Origin of the sequence: Marivita sp. (assembly GCF_051251565.1) — a bacterium.
In the GTDB taxonomy this organism is placed as follows: domain Bacteria; phylum Pseudomonadota; class Alphaproteobacteria; order Rhodobacterales; family Rhodobacteraceae; genus Marivita.
This window is the reverse complement of sequence record NZ_JBPOFB010000001.1, coordinates 334,425-351,811: the sequence shown is the minus strand read 5'-3', so window position 1 is coordinate 351,811 and position 17,387 is coordinate 334,425. Positions and strand designations below refer to the sequence as shown.

Annotated in this window: 16 protein-coding genes; 9 read left to right on the top strand and 7 right to left on the bottom strand. The window is 58.9% G+C overall.

Annotated elements, in window-relative coordinates:
- Nucleotides 1–5: 5 nt before the first annotated feature.
- From hrpB to ACSHXH_RS01625, 9 genes are all read left to right on the top strand, one after another.
- Complete coding sequence (gene hrpB, locus ACSHXH_RS01665; protein ID WP_435670007.1) at nt 6–2,456, top strand: ATP-dependent helicase HrpB; 2,451 nt, start codon at nt 6–8, stop codon at nt 2,454–2,456.
- A gap of 41 nt (nt 2,457–2,497) precedes the next feature.
- Nucleotides 2,498–3,379 carry a tRNA 2-thiocytidine(32) synthetase TtcA gene (ttcA, locus tag ACSHXH_RS01660; protein WP_435670006.1) on the top strand — a complete coding sequence of 294 codons (882 nt, stop codon included), beginning with the start codon at nt 2,498–2,500 and terminating at the stop codon, nt 3,377–3,379.
- Between the two features lie 124 nt (nt 3,380–3,503).
- Nucleotides 3,504–4,967 (top strand): EAL domain-containing protein, encoded by a 1,464-nt coding sequence (locus ACSHXH_RS01655; RefSeq protein ID WP_435670005.1) that lies wholly within the window; start codon nt 3,504–3,506, stop codon nt 4,965–4,967.
- 145 nt (nt 4,968–5,112) lie between these two features.
- Complete coding sequence (gene yidC / locus ACSHXH_RS01650; protein ID WP_435670004.1) at nt 5,113–6,927, top strand: membrane protein insertase YidC; 1,815 nt, start codon at nt 5,113–5,115, stop codon at nt 6,925–6,927.
- Entirely contained in the window at nt 6,924–7,667 is a 744-nt protein-coding gene (locus tag ACSHXH_RS01645; protein WP_435670003.1) for an MOSC domain-containing protein, read from the top strand. Before yidC ends, ACSHXH_RS01645 begins: the two co-directional genes overlap by 4 nt.
- Before the next feature lies 1 nt (nt 7,668).
- The gene (yihA, locus tag ACSHXH_RS01640) at nt 7,669–8,319 is read left to right on the top strand and encodes a ribosome biogenesis GTP-binding protein YihA/YsxC (RefSeq protein ID WP_435670180.1); all 651 of its coding nucleotides are present in this window, start codon (nt 7,669–7,671) and stop codon (nt 8,317–8,319) included.
- A gap of 91 nt (nt 8,320–8,410) precedes the next feature.
- Entirely contained in the window at nt 8,411–9,280 is an 870-nt protein-coding gene (gene argB, locus ACSHXH_RS01635) for an acetylglutamate kinase (RefSeq protein ID WP_435670002.1), read from the top strand.
- Nucleotides 9,277–9,930 carry a ferredoxin gene (locus ACSHXH_RS01630; protein ID WP_435670001.1) on the top strand — a complete coding sequence of 218 codons (654 nt, stop codon included), beginning with the start codon at nt 9,277–9,279 and terminating at the stop codon, nt 9,928–9,930. The genes argB and ACSHXH_RS01630 overlap by 4 nt, the downstream gene beginning before the upstream one ends.
- 28 nt (nt 9,931–9,958) lie before the next feature.
- Entirely contained in the window at nt 9,959–10,465 is a 507-nt protein-coding gene (locus ACSHXH_RS01625) for a SixA phosphatase family protein (protein ID WP_435670000.1), read from the top strand.
- An 82-nt stretch (nt 10,466–10,547) separates the two neighbouring features.
- On the opposite strand, the gene ACSHXH_RS01620 is transcribed toward ACSHXH_RS01625, so the two are convergent.
- From ACSHXH_RS01620 to crcB, 7 genes are all read right to left on the bottom strand, one after another.
- Nucleotides 10,548–11,321 carry an amino acid ABC transporter ATP-binding protein gene (locus ACSHXH_RS01620; protein WP_435669999.1) on the bottom strand — a complete coding sequence of 258 codons (774 nt, stop codon included), beginning with the start codon at nt 11,319–11,321 and terminating at the stop codon, nt 10,548–10,550.
- 42 nt (nt 11,322–11,363) lie between these two features.
- On the bottom strand, nt 11,364–12,653 hold the full coding sequence (locus tag ACSHXH_RS01615; protein WP_435669998.1) for an amino acid ABC transporter permease: 1,290 nt from the start codon (nt 12,651–12,653) through the stop codon (nt 11,364–11,366).
- Nucleotide 12,654: 1 nt separating this feature from the next.
- Nucleotides 12,655–13,869 carry an amino acid ABC transporter permease gene (locus ACSHXH_RS01610; protein ID WP_435669997.1) on the bottom strand — a complete coding sequence of 405 codons (1,215 nt, stop codon included), beginning with the start codon at nt 13,867–13,869 and terminating at the stop codon, nt 12,655–12,657.
- 128 nt (nt 13,870–13,997) lie between these two features.
- Nucleotides 13,998–15,017 (bottom strand): amino acid ABC transporter substrate-binding protein, encoded by a 1,020-nt coding sequence (locus ACSHXH_RS01605; RefSeq protein ID WP_435669996.1) that lies wholly within the window; start codon nt 15,015–15,017, stop codon nt 13,998–14,000.
- 176 nt (nt 15,018–15,193) lie between these two features.
- On the bottom strand, nt 15,194–15,916 hold the full coding sequence (locus ACSHXH_RS01600) for an ATP12 family chaperone protein (RefSeq protein ID WP_435669995.1): 723 nt from the start codon (nt 15,914–15,916) through the stop codon (nt 15,194–15,196).
- A 43-nt stretch (nt 15,917–15,959) separates the two neighbouring features.
- Complete coding sequence (locus tag ACSHXH_RS01595) at nt 15,960–17,006, bottom strand: RluA family pseudouridine synthase (protein WP_435669994.1); 1,047 nt, start codon at nt 17,004–17,006, stop codon at nt 15,960–15,962.
- Nucleotides 17,003–17,383: a fluoride efflux transporter CrcB gene (gene crcB / locus ACSHXH_RS01590; RefSeq protein WP_435669993.1), complete on the bottom strand. Its 381-nt coding sequence runs from the start codon at nt 17,381–17,383 to the stop codon at nt 17,003–17,005. Before crcB ends, ACSHXH_RS01595 begins: the two co-directional genes overlap by 4 nt.
- Between the last annotated feature and the right edge of the window lie 4 nt (nt 17,384–17,387).

Below are 17,387 nucleotides of genomic sequence, written 5' to 3'. Positions count from 1 at the left end.
GTGCCATGACATGGCTTCCGATTGATCCTGCCCTGCCTGACCTGATTGACCATCTGCGACAGCGGGGCCGTGCCGTGCTGCAAGCGCCGCCCGGTGCGGGCAAGACCACGCGCGTGCCGCTGGCGATGCTTGAGGCCGGGCTGACGCAACAGAAGATCCTCATGCTCGAACCCCGCCGCCTTGCCGCGCGGGCGGCGGCGGAACGTATGGCGGACACGCTGGGGGAACCGACCGGCCGCACCGTGGGCTACCGGGTACGCGGTGAGGCGAAAGTTTCGAACGCGACCCGGATCGAGGTGGTGACCGAAGGCATCCTGACGCGGATGATCCAGTCTGATCCCGAACTTCGTGGCATTGGCGCGGTGATCTTTGACGAATTTCATGAACGCTCCTTGAACGCCGACCTGGGACTGGCACTGTGTCTGGAAGTCACCAGCGCGCTGCGGGATGATCTTATCCTTGTTGCCATGTCTGCCACATTGGACGCCGCACCTGTGGCCGAACTCATGCACGCGCCCATCGTCACCTCTGAGGGTCGCAGTTTTCCGGTCGAGACACGATGGCTGGACAAGCCGCTGTCTAAGAATATGCGATTGGAGGCGGCAATAGCCGATCTGATCGCGCAGGCCACATCCAAGACCGAAGGCGGACTCCTTGCCTTCCTGCCCGGTGAAGGCGAAATCCGGCGGGTGCATGCTGCGCTTGAAGGACGGTTGCCAAAGGATTGTCACATACGCCCGCTGTTCGGCGCGATGCCGTTCAACGCCCAGCAAGAGGCGATCCGGCCGGAACCCCAAGGGCGCAAGGTCGTGCTTGCCACATCCATTGCCGAAACATCGCTGACGATCGAAGACATCCGCGTTGTGGTCGATGGTGGACGGGCGCGGCGGGCGCGGTTCGATCCGGGTTCTGGCATGTCACGGCTGGTGACCGAGAAAGTCACCAAGGCCGAGGCCACACAGCGTGCGGGCCGTGCGGGCCGGGTGGCCGAAGGTGTCGCGTATCGGCTCTGGACCAAGGGCGAAGACGGTGCCTTGGCGGCCTTCCCTCCAGCCGAGATCGAAGCCGCCGATCTGGCGGGACTTGCGTTGGAGCTGGCCCTGTGGGGCGCGCAACCGGCAGACTTGCCGTTCCTGACGCCACCGCCGCCGGGTGCCTACGGCGAGGCGCAAGCCCTGCTGCGGATGCTGGGCGCGCTGGATACAAAGAACCGGATCACCGACCATGGTCGCACACTCTCAGGCCTGCCACTACACCCAAGGTTGGCGCATATGGTTGGCGTTGCCGGGCCCGAGGCCGCCCCCCTCGCGGCGCTCATGGCGGACCGCGATCCTGTGCAAGGCGGCGGTGTAGATCTGGCCCTGCGGATCGAGGCATTGCGTGATCCGCACAGGTTCGCCCAGACCCGCCGTGCCACAGTCAATCGCGGCGCGGTTGACCGCATACGCACAGAGGCCAAGCGCCTGCGGGCAGCCGCCCCCAAGGCACAGGCCAAGGGGCTGACCACTGCCGAGATGGCCGCCCTTGCCTATCCCGACCGGATCGGGCTGCGCCGCAAGGGCGATGCGCCGCGCTATCAACTGTCAGGCGGCAAAGGTGCGGTGATGGACGACAGCGATGCGCTTGCCGGGGCGCGGTTGATCGTGGCAACCGATCTTGACGGAAACCCCCGCGACGCCCGCATCCGGCAAGCGATTCAGATCACTGAGAGTGCGTTGCGCACCCTGTTTGCCGATCAGATCGCATGGGTCAACCTGTGTGACTGGTCCAAGCGTGACCGCCGCGTCGTGGCCCGCCAACAAGAGAAATTCGCAGCCATTGCCCTGGATGATCGGGTTTGGAAGGACGCGCCATCCAGTGCGGTGGCGTTGGCGATGCTGGACGGGGTGCGCGAACTCGGGCTTGCGCCTGCCATGACGGATGCCGCCCGTCGGTTCATCGCGCGGGTCGCCTTGGGCCGCGATGCCGGACAAGACCTGCCGGATATGTCCGACGCGACGCTGCTGGAGACACTGCCAGACTGGTTGTTGCCGCACCTGGACGGCGTGCGCAGCGCCGAGGATTGGAAGCGGTTTGACTTGCTGGCCCCGTTGCGCTTGATGCTGGATTGGGGCCAGATGCAAATGTTGGACCGGCTTGTTCCTGGCAAGTTCACAACGCCCCTCGGGCGCGACATCCCCATAGATTATTCCGGTGATCACCCCGAAATTGCGTTGCGCCTACAGGAAATGTTCGGCCAGAAAACGCACCCCTGTGTCGGCAAAACCCCGTTGCGCGTGACCTTGTTGTCCCCGGCGCGGCGGCCAGTGCAGACGACGATGGATTTGCCCGGTTTCTGGGCAGGCTCGTATTTCGACGTGCGCAAGGACATGCGCGCGGCCTATCCCAAGCACCCGTGGCCAGACGATCCCACCCAAGCCGATCCGACCTTGCGCGCCAAGCCGCGCGGGCGCTGATCCATCTTGCCGCAGACGCCGTTCCGCCTTAGACGAATCCCATGCTTGATGATGCCGACGATATACACCCGCTGTTCTACGGTGCGCCCAAAACCACCGAGTTCAAAAAGCTGCGCAAACGCATCGTGCAGAACGTGCGCGAGGCGCTTGATCAATATGGCATGGTCGACCGGGACAGCGCCCAGTCTGCAAAATGGCTGATCTGCCTGTCGGGCGGCAAAGACAGCTATACGCTGCTCGCGGTTCTGCACGAATTGAAATGGCGCGGGCTTTTGCCGGTCGAGCTTTTGGCGTGCAATCTCGATCAGGGTCAGCCGGGGTTCCCGGCGACAGTTTTGCCTGAATTTCTTGAGAAAATGGGCGTTCCGCACCGGATTGAATATCAGGACACATATTCGATTGTTGTCGACAAGGTGCCACAAGGGCGGACCTTTTGCGCGCTGTGTTCGCGGCTGCGGCGGGGCAATCTATACCGGGTCGCGCGTGAAGAAGGCTGTAGCGCAGTGGTGCTGGGCCATCATCGTGACGACATTCTTGAGACGTTTTTCATGAACCTGTTCCATGGTGGACGGCTGGCCACGATGCCGCCCAAACTGGTCAATGAAGAGGGCGATCTGTTTCTGTATCGTCCGCTTGCCCATGTGGCCGAGGCCGATTGCGAGAAATTTGCCCGCGCGATGGGCTACCCGATTATCCCATGTGATCTGTGCGGCAGCCAGGACGGGCTGCAACGCCAGCAGGTCAAAGCGATTCTGGATGGCTGGGAAAAGAACAGCCCTGGCCGTCGGCAGGTGATGTTCCGCGCCCTGACAAATGCACGGCCGTCGCATTTACTGGACAATGACTTGTTTGATTTCAAAGGGTTAAAAACGATTTTTGCACAGGATATCGAAAATTCTACGGATATTCCGAAGCTGCGTTAAACCCTGAGTCACCAATGCGCGCCAACCTGACCGGACATGATTTCGGGGCAAGATTGGTATGCGACCTCAACTGGATTTCAAAACACTCTCCGCGCTTTTGCGTCGCGGATTGCAGGGACCACACATGTTGGCATTCCTGCCAGCGCTGTCCCTTGCAGCCTATTGGGGGGGCGGTGAAATTTTGCTGGTTATGTGTGCGCTGTCCACGCCGCTGATCTACGCCCTGACTGGTGGATTTGGACGGCTTTCGCCCACTTCCGTGACGGACATGGACCGTCCTGCGTCAGCGGTGGACGTTGCCCGGGATTTTCTGGAAATTGCCCAACACACTGGCCAGACAACCGCCTGCTTTCAAATCGAAATCAATGGCCTGACTGCAATTGGCAAGACATTTGGGCGGTCCCGCGCCGATGAGGCCCAACAGGTTCTCAAGACCCGCATTGCCGCAACACTGCGCCAGACAGACCACGTCTTTCAGACTGGTGACACCCGGTTCACCGTCTTGATCGCACCGGGATTTCGGCTCAAGCTTGACAGCCTTCTGGACCTTGCCAAACGGTTGCGAGACGCGGCGGAAGACCCAATTTCCGTTGCGGGCACGGGGCAGTATGTTGCGATATGTATCGGCATCGCATCTTCACTGAATTTTGGGCGCAACGTGACGGCAGACACTTGGTTGGATTCTGCATCGCAGGCTCTTGAGGATGCTTTGGAAAGCGGCACCGCAACGACCCGGGTGTGGTCGGACAAGGTGTCGCGCAGGCAGCGCACCCAGCGCGACCTGCACCAAGACGTGGCAAAGGCGCTGGATACCGGACAGGTTCAGGCGTATTTTCAACCGCAGGTCAGCGTCCGATCCGGAGATGTGACCGGGATGGAAGCCTTTGCCCGATGGGACCATCCGGTGCGCGGCGTTCTGCCTGCGGCAGAGTTCCTGCAAGCCTTTGCCGAAAGCGGCCATATGGCGCGGCTTGGGCAAACCATGCTGGCGCAAACACTTGCGGCATTGAAGGGCTGGGATCAGGCCGGATTGTCCGTGCCAACAGTCAGCATCAACCTGTCGGCCACAGACCTGCGCAATCCAGACCTTCCGGGGCAGATTGCAACCACGCTTGATCGTCACAATACGTTGCCACATCGGCTTATTGTTGACGTTCCCGAAACAATTCTGTCGGCCTCGTTGGATGATGTCTTTCACCGAACACTGAAAGCGATTTCGGCTGCGGGATGCGGGATTGACCTTGATGCTTTTGGTACTGGGCCATCACGGATTGCGTTGCTCCCAAACCTTTATGTTCAAAGGCTAAAGATAGGTCGCGGTCTGATTCAGGGCGCGGATTTGTCCGACGACAAGCAACGGATACTAGGTGCCCTTATCGCCTTGGCCGACGGATTGGATCTGCCAAGTTTGGGTGTCGGAGTGGAAACGGTGGGCGAACACGGCGTGCTGCGCGAGCTTGGTTGCGGCTTTGCCCAAGGGTATCTTTTTGCGGCACCTGCCCCGCACTCCGAAATCACCGACTGGTTGGCAAACCGGCAAGGTCAGGCCGCCCCCAAAGGAGGGCCGCACTTGCGCCGAGTGAAATAATGGCCATCAAAGCGGCAAATTTGGCATCCCACCTGACAGAACAAATGCCGCACCGGGCTTGTCTTGCCTGTGAATCCCCTTGACGTTCAGCCATAGTGCCTGTTGAACGCAGCGGTAATCCAAAAACCACAGGCGGCGGTCCCCTATGGACGATCAGAATAAGAATCTCCTTATAGCAACAGCGCTCAGCTTTGCGGTCATTCTGGTATGGTTCGTCCTGTTCCCTCCACCGGAACCGGTGCTGGATCCAGAAACTGCGCTGCCGCCAGCCAGTCAGACCCAATCTTCGCCCATCGCATCCACTCCGGACGCGGCCCCGATTGATACGGCCACCGCCACGCAAACCGGACCTGCCGCTGTCGAGGATGCACCGCGCGTACGCGTCGAAACAGACCGGCTAACTGGGTCTATTTCACTTGCCGGCGGACGTCTTGATGATCTGTCATTGAAAGACTACCGCGTCACGCTTGAGCCTGAGGCCGACGTGGTACATCTGTTCAACCCTGTCGGGACCGCCAGCCCATATTACGCGCTGTTCGGCTGGGCCCCTGGCGGCGGTCTGACGCTGGACGATGTACCAAGCGTTACAACCAATTGGACCTTGGAAGACGGCGGCACGCTGACCACCGAAACTCCGATCACCCTGCGTTGGGACAGCCCGAACGGAACCGTTTTCCGTCGTTTGATCGAAGTTGACGAAGACTTTATGTTTACCGTCACGCAATCGATCGTCAACACCAGCGATACCGCGATGTCCGTTGCACCTTACGGCCTGATCGCGCGCCACGGCGAACCGGTGGATTTGAAGAACTTCTTCATCTTGCATGAAGGCGTCGTTGCAATGGCCGACGGCACGTTGGCAGAGATCGATTATGACGACATGACCGATTTCGCGGTTGTCGCATCCGAAGGCGCACGCGCCGAAGTGACCCAAGTGGCAACAAGCGGCTGGATCGGCTTTACCGATCACTACTGGATGACCACTCTGATCCCCGAAGCAGGCACACCATTCCGGCAGGTTGCGAAGTACAACGACGCCAGCAACATCTTCCAGACTGAAGCCGTGCAGCCGACCGTGACCATCGCAGCGGGCCAATCGGTCGAGGTATCGACGCAATTGTTTGCCGGTGCAAAGGAATGGGAAACCATCCGTGCCTACCAGGAAACCGGCGTTGACCGCTTTATCGATGCTATTGATTGGGGTTGGTTCTTTTTCCTGACCAAACCGATTTTCTGGCTGCTGCATCACCTGAACCTGCTGATTGGCAATATGGGATGGGCGATCATCGGTCTTACCTTGATCATCAAGTCCATTTTGTTCCCGCTGGCCTATAAATCCTATGTGTCGATGGCGAAGATGAAGGAGCTTCAACCAGAGATGGAAAAGATCAAGGAGCGTGCGGGCGACGACCGTCAGAAACTCCAGCAGGAAATGATGGAGATGTACAAAAAGGAAAAGGTAAACCCGGCCTCTGGCTGTTTGCCGATCCTGTTGCAAATCCCGATCTTTTTCTCGCTCTACAAGGTGATCTTTGTCACGCTGGAACTGCGCCACGCGCCTTGGCTTGGCCCATTCCAAGACCTGTCAGCCCCCGACCCCACGTCGATTTTCAACGTGTTCGGCCTGCTGCCTTGGGCAGCACCGGAGCCCGGATCGCTTTTGGCGCTGGTGTTCATCGGCATTCTGCCCCTACTTTTGGGCATCTCGATGTGGTTGCAGCAAAAGCTGAACCCGGCACCCACGGATGCCACGCAAGCGATGATCTTTGCGTGGATGCCATGGGTCTTCATGTTCATGCTTGGCGGGTTTGCTAGCGGGTTGGTCGTTTACTGGATTGCGAACAACACGATCACCTTCACCCAGCAATACCTGATCATGCGGACGCAAGGGTATAAGCCGGACGTGTTTGGCAATATCAAATCAGGCATCAAGCGCGGTGCAAAAACGGACGAGAAATGACCGCGACCCTCACCGAGATATGGCGGCATCCGATCAAAAGCCACGGTCGGGAACCGCTGAACTCGGTGATGCTGGAGGCGGGCAAGCCAATGCCGATGGACCGAATTTGGGCCGTGGCGCATGAGCGCTCAACTGTGGATGGCAGCGCGTGGGCCAGTTGTGCACAATTCTGCCGAGTGGCCAAGCTTCCGACCCTGATGGCGATCACCGCGACGCTAGATGAAGGGTTTGGCCGGATCGCCCTTGCGCACCCGGATCAAGAGGATTTGACCTTTGATCCCGACACGGACGGCGAAGCATTTATTGGGTGGATCAAACGGCTTGTCCCCCAAGACGCACTGCAACCCTCCCGTCTTGTGCGCGCGCAGGTGCAGGCGTTCACCGACAGCGATTTTCCAAGCGTGACACTGTGCAATCACGCGTCGCACCGTGCGGTGGAACAACGGGTGGGCCGGCCTTTGTCGCATCTGCGGTGGCGCGGCAACATTTGGATTGACGGGCTGGCGCCGTGGGAAGAATTCGATTGGGACGGGCGCGAGCTGCGCATCGGACAGACGGTGCTGCGGGTGCGCGAACGCACAGAGCGCTGCATGTCGACCCATAGTAATCCCGAAACCGGACGGCGCGACGCCGACGTCCTGGGCGCGTTGCGCTCTTGGGGGCATCAGGATTTCTCGGTACGTGCCGAGGTTCTGAGCGGTGGCCCGATCACACTAGGCGACGAGGTGACCCGTGTCTGATATGAAGCTTCCCTTCCCCCTTGCCGAGGAACCGGATGAGATGAGCCACGAAACCGGGCGCAAGCTTTTTGCCGGTGAGGTGGATTTCCTAAAGGGTGTGGTCGCCATGTCGGGTCTGCCACCCGATGACCGGGTCGAAGTGTGCTTTGCCGGGCGGTCGAACGTGGGCAAGTCGTCTCTCATTAATGCCATTACCGGGCGCAAGGCCTTGGCACGTGCATCGAACACGCCGGGCCGGACGCAAGAGATCAACTTTTTCACGCTGGGCGACATGGGTTACCTCGTTGACCTGCCCGGCTATGGCTTTGCCAATGCCCCGTTGCACATTGTCGAAAAGTGGCAGGCGTTGCTCAAGCAATACCTGTCGGGTCGGGCCAGCCTGCGCCGTGCCTTTGTGCTGGTGGACAGCCGCCATGGCATCAAGGCGGTGGATGAAGAGATCATGACCCTGCTCGACAAGAGTGCTGTGACTTTTCAAGTGGTGTTGACCAAAGCCGACAAGATCAAGCCGACGCAATATGATGCGCTGCTGGACCAGGTGCGCGGCAAGCTGGCCAAACACCCCGCCGCTTATCCCGAGCTGATCATGACAAGCAGCGAAAAAGGTGATGGCATCGCCACCTTGCGCAGCATCATTGCTGGGATCAGCTAGGGAACGCACTGCAAATCGGCTTGCCTCCGGGTCAGGCTTGTCGCACACAAGGTCAAAGTCAGGCCATGTTCTGGCAAGGATGCTCAAGCAGATGAAATCCCGAGATATGAACACCGATTGGATCGCCACAGCCCGCACCTTGTCCGAGGCGCTGCCCTACATGCAGCGCTATGCGGGGTCGATCGTGGTTGTCAAGTTTGGCGGTAACGCCATGGGCGACGACGATGCGATGGCCCAGTTCGCCCGCGATATCGTGCTGATGCGCCAAGTGGGGATCAATCCCGTTGTGGTGCACGGCGGCGGCCCAATGATCAATGATATGCTGGGCAAGCTGGGCATCGAATCGCAATTCGTGCACGGCAAACGTGTGACCGACAAAGCCACAGTTCAGGTTGTCGAAATGGTGCTGACCGGGCTCGTGAACAAACGGATCGTGCAGGCGATCATGGATGAAGGTGGGCGCGCGGTTGGGCTTTCGGGCAAAGACGATGATCTGATGGTCTGCGAAGCGGATGATCCTGAACTCGGGTTTGTTGGCCGCCCGGTTGAGATGAACCCGCAGGTGCTGCGCGATCTTTTCAAGGCTGGCATCATCCCGGTTGTGGCGCCGGTGGCCACGGGCATGCAGCCGAACGAGACGTTCAATGTGAATGGTGACACCGCCGCCGGAGCGATTGCCGGGGCATTGAAAGCGGATCGTCTTCTCCTGCTCACCGATGTCAGCGGCGTCAAGGACAGTAGCGGCGCTGTCGTGACCTCCATGACACCGGAGGAGGTTGTTGCCATGATCGCGGATGGCACCATTGCCGGTGGCATGATCCCCAAGACCGAAACCGCGCTCAAGGCGATCGAAGATGGTGTGCGCGCGGTGGTGATCCTTGATGGCCGGGTGCCAAACGCATGTCTGCTCGAATTGTTCACCGAGCATGGCGCGGGTTCCCTGATCCGCCCGCTGCGATGAGCTTGGGCGCGCTTGCGGCGGACGCAAACCGCGTCGGCCTTTCGGTGCGAGGTGCGTTCCATCCGAATGCAGAAGATGCCGCACCAAACGGCACTCAGACGCTTGTGATGATCGGACCGGACGAGCCGCAGTTTTGGAACGTGTTCACTGCGTCACCGGAATATCAGGACCGCAAAGCGCATCCTCTTGATCGGTGGTCCAAGCGGGTCACACATGCTTTGGCGGCCCCCTTTGGTGCAGTTGCGCTTTTTCCCTATGACGGCCCGCCCTATGCACCGTTTCTGCGGTGGGCAGAACGTACCGGCCACAATTGGTCGTCGCCTGTCGGGCTGCTTGTGCATGCCAAAGCTGGGCTGTTCATCAGCTTTCGCGCGGTGCTAGCCCTGCCTGATCGGCTGGACCTGCCCACGGCCCCGCAATCACCTTGCACGACCTGCGCCACGCAGCCTTGTGCCAACGCCTGCCCTGTTGGGGCGCTTGCCTCGAACACGCCCTATGACGTTCCTGCCTGCGTTGCGCATATGCGATCGCCCGAGGGGGCCGCGTGCCGTCAGGGCTGCCTTGTCCGCCGCTCCTGTCCGGTGTCGCAGACGTTTGGACGGCTGGAGGCACAATCCGCTTTCCACATGCGGGCATTTTTGGGAGAGTGATGTCATCCAGTTCAAAGGTGGTGGGTTTGTGAAACAGTTGATCCTGATGCGTCATGCCAAGTCTGATTGGTCCGCTCAAGGAGACGATCATTCCCGCCCTCTGAACGCGCGCGGTGTGCAAAGCGCCCCCGTGATGGGTGGATGGCTTGTCGCACAAGAGTGGGTGCCGGACGAGGTCCTGTGTTCGACGGCCACGCGCACCCGGCAAACGCATGACCTTCTTGGCCTGCCAGAGTGCCCGACGCGGTTTGAACGGTCGCTTTACCTTGCCGAGGCAGAGGATATCCTGTCGGTTCTGCAAACAGCGTTGGCCGATACCGTGCTGCTGCTTGGGCACAATTTTGGCATTGCAGATTGCGCACAACAGCTTTTGTCATCACCGCCAGACCATCCGCGTTTTGCCGACTACCCGACCTGTGCCACCACACTGATCCGCTTTGACGTGACCGATTGGGCCGATGTACGCATGGGTATGGGGCAGTGCGCAGGGTTCGCCATACCGCGCGAGGTCATGGACAGCGGGATGCCGAGTTGAACCCCCAGCTAAAACCTAACCCCTGAAACAGAAAACGCCCCAGAGTATCTCTGAGGCGTTTTGATTGCAAAGTTGCAAAGGATCAGTGTCCGAGGATCTGGCTCAGGAACAGTTTGGTCCGTTCGTTCTGCGGGTTATTGAAGAACTCTTCAGGTTCGTTCTGCTCCACGATCTGGCCCGCATCCATAAAGATCACACGGTTGGCCACCTGGCGGGCAAAGCCCATCTCGTGGGTCACGCAAAGCATGGTCATGCCCTCTTCGGCAAGGCTGACCATGGTGTCTAGCACTTCTTTGATCATCTCCGGGTCAAGCGCCGATGTGGGTTCATCGAACAGCATGATGCGCGGACGCATGCAGAGCGAACGGGCAATCGCCACACGCTGCTGCTGACCGCCGGACAATTGGCCGGGATATTTGTTTGCCTGTTCCGGGATCTTGACCTTTTCCAGAAAGTGCATCGCCGTTTCTTCGGCTTCCCGCTTGGGGATCTTGCGAACCCAAATCGGGGCCAGCGTGCAGTTTTCCAAAATGGTCAGGTGTGGGAACAGGTTGAAGTGCTGAAACACCATCCCAACCTCAGACCGGATCGTGTCGATGTTCTTAACGTCCGACGACAGCACAGTGCCATCGACTGTAATAGCGCCTTTCTGGTGCTCTTCCAGTGCGTTGATACAGCGGATGAGCGTCGATTTTCCCGACCCGGACGGGCCTGCGATGACGATGCGTTCGCCCCGATAGACTGTCAGGTCGATGTCCCGCAGAACATGGAACGTGCCGTACCATTTGTTCATGTTCTGGATCTGGATTGCCACCTCATCTGAGATAGCCATGGGTGCATTTGCGGTTTCAGCCATTGCTTGGCCTCCTGATTTTTGCCCAATCGCTCTGCGCGGGCATTAGCGGTGATCGGTGGCAAGCTGACGCTCAAGCCACTGCGAATATTTGGAGATGCTGAAGCAGACGATGAAGAACACGAAGACGGCAAAGCCCCAGAGTTCCCAATAGACGCCATTCCATTCGGTGGATGCGAGGATTGGACCCCGGATCATGCCGACCAGATCGAACATGGAAATGACGGAAACCAGCGTCGTGTCCTTGAACAGGCCAACCGCCACGTTCACGATTCCGGGAATCGAAATCTTGAGCGCTTGCGGCAGGATGATCAGGCGCATCGACTGGGCATAATCCAGACCAAGGCTGTTGGCGGCTTCGTACTGTCCCCGCGGAAGGGCTGCGAGGCCCCCCCGGATCACTTCGGCGATATAGGCCGCCGAGAACATGGTGATCATGATGATCACGCGCAGCACGAGGTCGATATTTGATCCCGGCGGGAAGAAATACGCCAGCACCACGTTTGCTACGAACAAAAGGGTGATCAGCGGCACGCCTCGGATGAATTCGATAAAGACCACACAAATCCATTTGATGATCGGCATCGACGACTGACGCCCCAGCGCAAGTAGAATACCCAACGGCAGCGACAGCGATACGCAGACCGTGCCAAGGATCATGTTGAGCATGAACCCGCCCAGGTCGCGCGAGGGCACCGCTTCTAGCGCAAGCACATCTGGCATCGCTGCCGGGATAATCCCACCCGCCCAGATCACCACCACAATGGCGACCAGTCCTGCGATCAAGCCCATCGCAAAGCTTTGACGCTCAAACCGTTTGAAGGCAAAGTATCCTGCTACGAACCCCACAAGTACCATCAGCGGGATCAATAAGGTGCCGCCCCAGATGAGCCAGTACGCGATGAAGGGATAAAGGACCGTGAAGACAAGAAGCTGACGCGGTGCCTTGGGATAAAGAACGGGTGCCAGCGCGACAATCAAAAGAACAAAGGCCAGTGCCGGACGCCAGTACCCGTCGGTTGGGTATTTGAACCCGAACAGCAGCTGGTTCCAACGTTCAGTCAGGACCGAAAAACACGCTCCTGTCATCCCGTCGAGCATATCCCGGCATTCCGCAAGCGAACTGGTGTTCCAGATGCCATTGGCGAACCACGGATAGGCCCCGACAACGATCACGTAAATGAAATACAGCGACGCCAACGTCAGGATCGAGTTGAACCAGCCTTTGAACAGGTTCTCGCGCACCCATTTGATGACACCGGCTTCGGAGGCGGGGGGCGGTTGCTCGGGCAGCATCGTTTCGCGGACGAAGGCCACGCTTTGTGAATCGGACATCTCAGCGCTCCTTCAGCTTAACGGAATTGTTGTAGACGTTCATGATCGCCGAAATCGCAAGCGAGATGGTGAGATAGAACACCATCAAGAGCAGGATCGCTTCGATGGCGCGACCTGTCTGGTTGAGCGTGATACCCCCCAATGTGCCGGTCAGGTCCATGTAGCCTACGGCAATCGCCAGTGATGAGTTCTTGGTGAGGTTCAGATATTGCGAGATCAGCGGCGGGATGATGACTCGCAGCGCCTGAGGCAGAACGACAAGGTTCATGATCCGGCCCGGACGCAGACCCAAGGACGCGGCGGCTTCGGTTTGGCCCTTGCTGACGGCCAGAATACCGGCGCGCACGTTTTCGGCGATGAAGGCAGCGGTGTAGATCGACAGGGCAAACCACAGCGCGATCAGGGAGTTCCGCATAAAAATGCCGTCCTGAAAGTTGAAACCTTGCAGCGACGGATACTCAAGCGTGATTGGGCGGCCCATGATGAAGAAGGCGAGGATCGCTGGCACGAAGAACAGGCCTATGGACGGCCAGAGTGTCGGGATCAATTGCCCCCGGTCGAACAGCGCTTTCTTGGCGTAGTTGCGGAAGGCAAAGATGCCTGCGATGGAGGCCAGAAAAGCAGCAATCACAACACCAGAACCCGGCCCGAAGATCGGTGCGGGTGAATAAAACCCACGGCCCGTGAAAGCAAACGCGCCCCAGAGCATCGTTGCTTCGGCATCTTCGCCGCGGAAATCGCGCGGCTGCGGCAGAACGGCGATGAAAACCGCCATGATGATGAGGATCCAGATCAGAACCGGAACGTTTCTGAAAATCTCGACATAAATCGACATGAGCTGACGCACGAGCCAGTTGTTGCTCAGGCGCAGAACGCCAACCGCAACGCCGATAACAGTGGCCATCAGACAGCCCAGAAACGCAACAAGCAATGTGTTGAGCACGCCAACAAGCGACGCCTGCCAGTGCGAGGATTGGCTCGTGTAGGGTATCAGCGTCTGGTTGATATCGTATCCGGCTGGTTCACCGAGGAACTTGTACGAAATATCGAGACCTGCTGCCTGAAGGTTCGCCACGAGGTTTGCACCCAAGTAGGCAAAGGCCAGGAACAGCAAAAGCAGAGCTATAAATTGAAACGTGTAGGACCGATAACGCGTGTCGTTTATCAGCATCGACAGCCGAAACGACCCCGCCGGTGGGTCTGAAATGGTGGACATTATGTTATCCCTGTTATTCCGGAGTCTTGTGGCGGCGCTTTGCGCGCTCTGATGCCGTCTCCGTAGGCTTGTTCTTAGTTTTGAAAAAGGGCGCGGAGTGTTCCGCGCCCTTTTCCGTAGCCTTGATCTTAGCGGAAGGGCGGGGTGTAAAGCAGACCGCCTTCGGTCCACAATGCGTTCAGACCCCGAGCCAGACCGATCGGTGTGTTCTCACCGATGTTCTTTTCGAACAGCTCACCATAGTTGCCGCCCGCCATGATGGCGTTCTTGGCCCAGCCAGCATCAAGACCAAGCATTTCGCCCAGTGTGCCTTCGGTTCCCAAGAGACGGTTGATTTCCGGGTTGCTGCCTGCGGATGCGGACATTTCGGCGATGTTGGCCGATGTCACACCCAGTTCTTCTGCTGCGATAAGCGCGTTCAGAGTCCAGCGGACGACATCGCCCCACTGGTTGTCGCCGTGACGCACGAGCGGGCCGAGCGGCTCTTTCGAGATGATTTCCGGCAGGACCACGTGGTCACCCGGGTTCTCGAACGCTGCACGTGTTGCAGCAAGGCCAGACGCGTCGGTTGTATACACGTCGCACGCACCTTCGAGGTACAGCGGCTGTGCTTCAGCGTTGGTTTCAATCGGAACCGGCTCGTAGCTGATGTTGTTGGCACGGAAGAAATCCGCGAGGTTCAGTTCGGTTGTTGTCCCGGTCTGAATGCAGACAGTTGCGCCATCAAGTTCTTTTGCAGAGGACACACCCAGTTCTTTCGGAACCATGAAGCCCTGACCGTCGTAGTAGTTGATACCAACGAATTCGAAGCCAAGGTCCACGTCACGAGAGAACGTCCAGGTCGTGTTGCGCGCAAGCATGTCAATCTCACCGGACGCCAGCGCGGTAAAGCGCGTCTTGCCAGTGGTCGGAACGAACTCGACCGCAGTCGGGTCGCCGAGAACGGCGGCGGCAACGGCGCGGCATACGCCAACATCAAAGCCTTCCCATTCGCCGTTTGCATTCGGCGCTGCAAAACCGACGAGACCTGTTGTCACGCCGCAGTTCAGCTTGCCGCGCGCCTTAACGTCGTCAAGCGTGGCAGCAGACACAACGCCAGCCGAAAGGCCAGCCGCAGTCATCGCGCCAAGAATTGCAAGTTTTTTCATGTTTACCTCTTCCTGTTAGCCCGCGTCTAAAACACGGTTTTTACGAGCGAGTGGTCGCCCATACGACGAAAGTAGGGGTCACCTACCAACGATGGCTTCGATTTTGGAAGGATTCATGCACAGAGGTCAAGCCGAATAGCCTATTTTTTGGACAACAACGCAGAGTTTCCCTTGCGTCAGGACGCAGACTGCATGTTGATCAATCGCATAAATCGATCCGCGTGCAAAAAGGCAGCCTTCTTATAGGCCGTCATCTTTTGGGCGTCGTCGTCCTCGCCCCATTGTTCCGACTGCCAATTTTCATCGACTCGGGACAGGTCCCACAATTCTTCGGCGGGTTGGGCGCATTTTTGCGCCGCAAAACCGATGATCAATGACCCGCTGATGGACACCAAGTCGTGAAATGCCGACAGTTCAAACGGCGTCAAATTGTGCACCCGTTTGCTCAGGTTTGCCAAGACAACCGGGTCTTGCGGCTTGTGAATCACTCCCACCCGTGTCTCAAGCCGAGCGTTCAAGGTTTCCGCGGCCCAGTCCAGCAGCGGATCCCACCGAGCATTTTGCCGCGCGACCAGTTCTTCAGGCGCGTCCGCGCGGTAACACAGCAAATCGCTGTCCCCGTATGCCGCCAGCATGTCCGCGACATCCGATTGCTGAACAGCAACCTTGTCAATCGCCGCGTTGGCCGTTCGTGTAAACGGCATGGTCTGCGGGTCGATCTGGTCGGTCTGCGCATCAAACTCGACTGCCACCTCTTGGGCAAGCGCCTGACTTGGAACCCACAGAACGGCTTTGGCCGGCGTACGCACGGGGCGACCGTCAAGCACCACGCCATAGCCATTTTCAAGAACGACCGCCTCGGCCGTTTTCCAGAATCGTTTCGGCGCCCATTCGCTCATGCGTGATCCTCAGGTCAGTCGGATTGAACCGGGGTGTGGCTGATCATTGATCGAACTCTTCGAACGGATCAGCCGGAACATCGCGGGGATCCCATTGCAGGAAATCCCATGTCCGATCCATGTGTTCGGGCAAGGGCGCGGTAACGGTAACTTTTGCGCCGGATATCGGATGGCGAAAGGTGATTGACCGGGCATGCAGATGAAGCTTGCGGCTCATGCCGCCGCCAAGCATCGCGCCCCAGCCATCACCAAGGTTTTCCTGACCCGAACCGCCATATTTGCCGTCGCCGATGATAGGATGCCCCAGTTCGGACATATGAGCCCGAAGCTGGTGCGTGCGGCCTGTGATTGGCACCAACGCAACCCACGCAGCGCGTTTGGCAAGCGCACTGAGAACGGCATAATCCGTGGTCGCGTGCTTTGCCCCCTCGGTCGAGCCGACATCCCGTGGATGCACGGCGCGCATCTTTTCGTTCTCGCCCGATGCGCCATGGCCCGGAGCCTTGACCAGACCAAATTTGATCGTGCCCATCTGCGGCGTTGGAACACCTGCAACGGCAGCCCAGTAGATCTTGCGTGTTTCCCGCGCACGAAACGCCTCGGTCAAAGCGCCTGCAACCGCTCGGGTGCGGGCCAACAGAAGAACGCCAGATGTGTCTTTGTCGAGCCGGTGCACAAGACGCGGCTTTTCGTCGAACCCAAAGGTCAGCGCCTCTGCCAGACCATCAACATGGCGGGTTTGTTTGCTGCCGCCTTGTGTTGGCAATCCCGGCGGTTTGTTGATCGCTATGATGTGGTCGTCTTTGTAAATGACGAGCGTCTTCATCATCTCGGCGTCTTTGTCCGTCACCATCGGTTTGGGCCGGGACTGAACCTCTCCGGGCATGGGAACCGGCGGAATGCGCACCTCATGCCCGATTTCCAGACGGGCGCTGGCCTTGACCCGCCCGCCATTGATCCGCAGCTCGCCTTTACGGCACATTTTTTCGATGCGCCCCTGGCCCAACTGCGGGAACACCCGCTTCAGCCAACGGTCAAGCCGCTGGTCTGCGTCGCCGGGACCGATGATGATGGTCTGAACCTGGCTCATGCAAAAATACTCCGCGCCGCCAAAAGGCCAAGCGCCAATCCTCCGACGGACAATCCGACGGAGAGGGCCACATATAGCGCGGCTGGCCCAATCTGGCCGCGTTCGATCAATGTCATCGTCTCAAGCGAAAACGCCGAAAAGGTGGTGAAGCCCCCAAGGACGCCTGTCATCACAAAAGGCGACAGGTGGGTCAGCCCGCGATGCGCCGCCGCGACGACAAAAACCCCCATCAGGCAAGACCCGATCACGTTCACACAAAGGATCGCCACCGGGAAATCGCTATGGCCAAGCAGGCGCAAAAGGCCCACGCCGGTCAGAAACCGGAGGCCCGCGCCAATCGCGCCACCCAGCGCCACAAGAGAGAGGGTTGTCAACATGCGC

Excerpts from the sequence above, each read along its gene's own strand:
- ACSHXH_RS01620 (WP_435669999.1), bottom strand. The coding sequence starts at position 11,321 with ATGGCTGAAACCGCAAATGCACCCATGGCTATCTCAGATGAGGTGGCA.
- ACSHXH_RS01600 (WP_435669995.1), bottom strand. The coding sequence starts at position 15,916 with ATGAGCGAATGGGCGCCGAAACGATTCTGGAAAACGGCCGAGGCGGTC.
- argB (WP_435670002.1), top strand. The coding sequence starts at position 8,411 with ATGAAATCCCGAGATATGAACACCGATTGGATCGCCACAGCCCGCACC.
- ACSHXH_RS01615 (WP_435669998.1), bottom strand. The coding sequence starts at position 12,653 with ATGTCCGATTCACAAAGCGTGGCCTTCGTCCGCGAAACGATGCTGCCC.
- yidC (WP_435670004.1), top strand. The coding sequence starts at position 5,113 with ATGGACGATCAGAATAAGAATCTCCTTATAGCAACAGCGCTCAGCTTT.
- crcB (WP_435669993.1), bottom strand. The coding sequence starts at position 17,383 with ATGTTGACAACCCTCTCTCTTGTGGCGCTGGGTGGCGCGATTGGCGCG.
- ttcA (WP_435670006.1), top strand. The coding sequence starts at position 2,498 with ATGCTTGATGATGCCGACGATATACACCCGCTGTTCTACGGTGCGCCC.
- yihA (WP_435670180.1), top strand. The coding sequence starts at position 7,669 with ATGAAGCTTCCCTTCCCCCTTGCCGAGGAACCGGATGAGATGAGCCAC.
- ACSHXH_RS01655 (WP_435670005.1), top strand. The coding sequence starts at position 3,504 with ATGTTGGCATTCCTGCCAGCGCTGTCCCTTGCAGCCTATTGGGGGGGC.
- ACSHXH_RS01610 (WP_435669997.1), bottom strand. The coding sequence starts at position 13,869 with ATGTCCACCATTTCAGACCCACCGGCGGGGTCGTTTCGGCTGTCGATG.
- ACSHXH_RS01595 (WP_435669994.1), bottom strand. The coding sequence starts at position 17,006 with ATGAGCCAGGTTCAGACCATCATCATCGGTCCCGGCGACGCAGACCAG.
- hrpB (WP_435670007.1), top strand. The coding sequence starts at position 6 with ATGACATGGCTTCCGATTGATCCTGCCCTGCCTGACCTGATTGACCAT.
- ACSHXH_RS01605 (WP_435669996.1), bottom strand. The coding sequence starts at position 15,017 with ATGAAAAAACTTGCAATTCTTGGCGCGATGACTGCGGCTGGCCTTTCG.
- ACSHXH_RS01630 (WP_435670001.1), top strand. The coding sequence starts at position 9,277 with ATGAGCTTGGGCGCGCTTGCGGCGGACGCAAACCGCGTCGGCCTTTCG.
- ACSHXH_RS01645 (WP_435670003.1), top strand. The coding sequence starts at position 6,924 with ATGACCGCGACCCTCACCGAGATATGGCGGCATCCGATCAAAAGCCAC.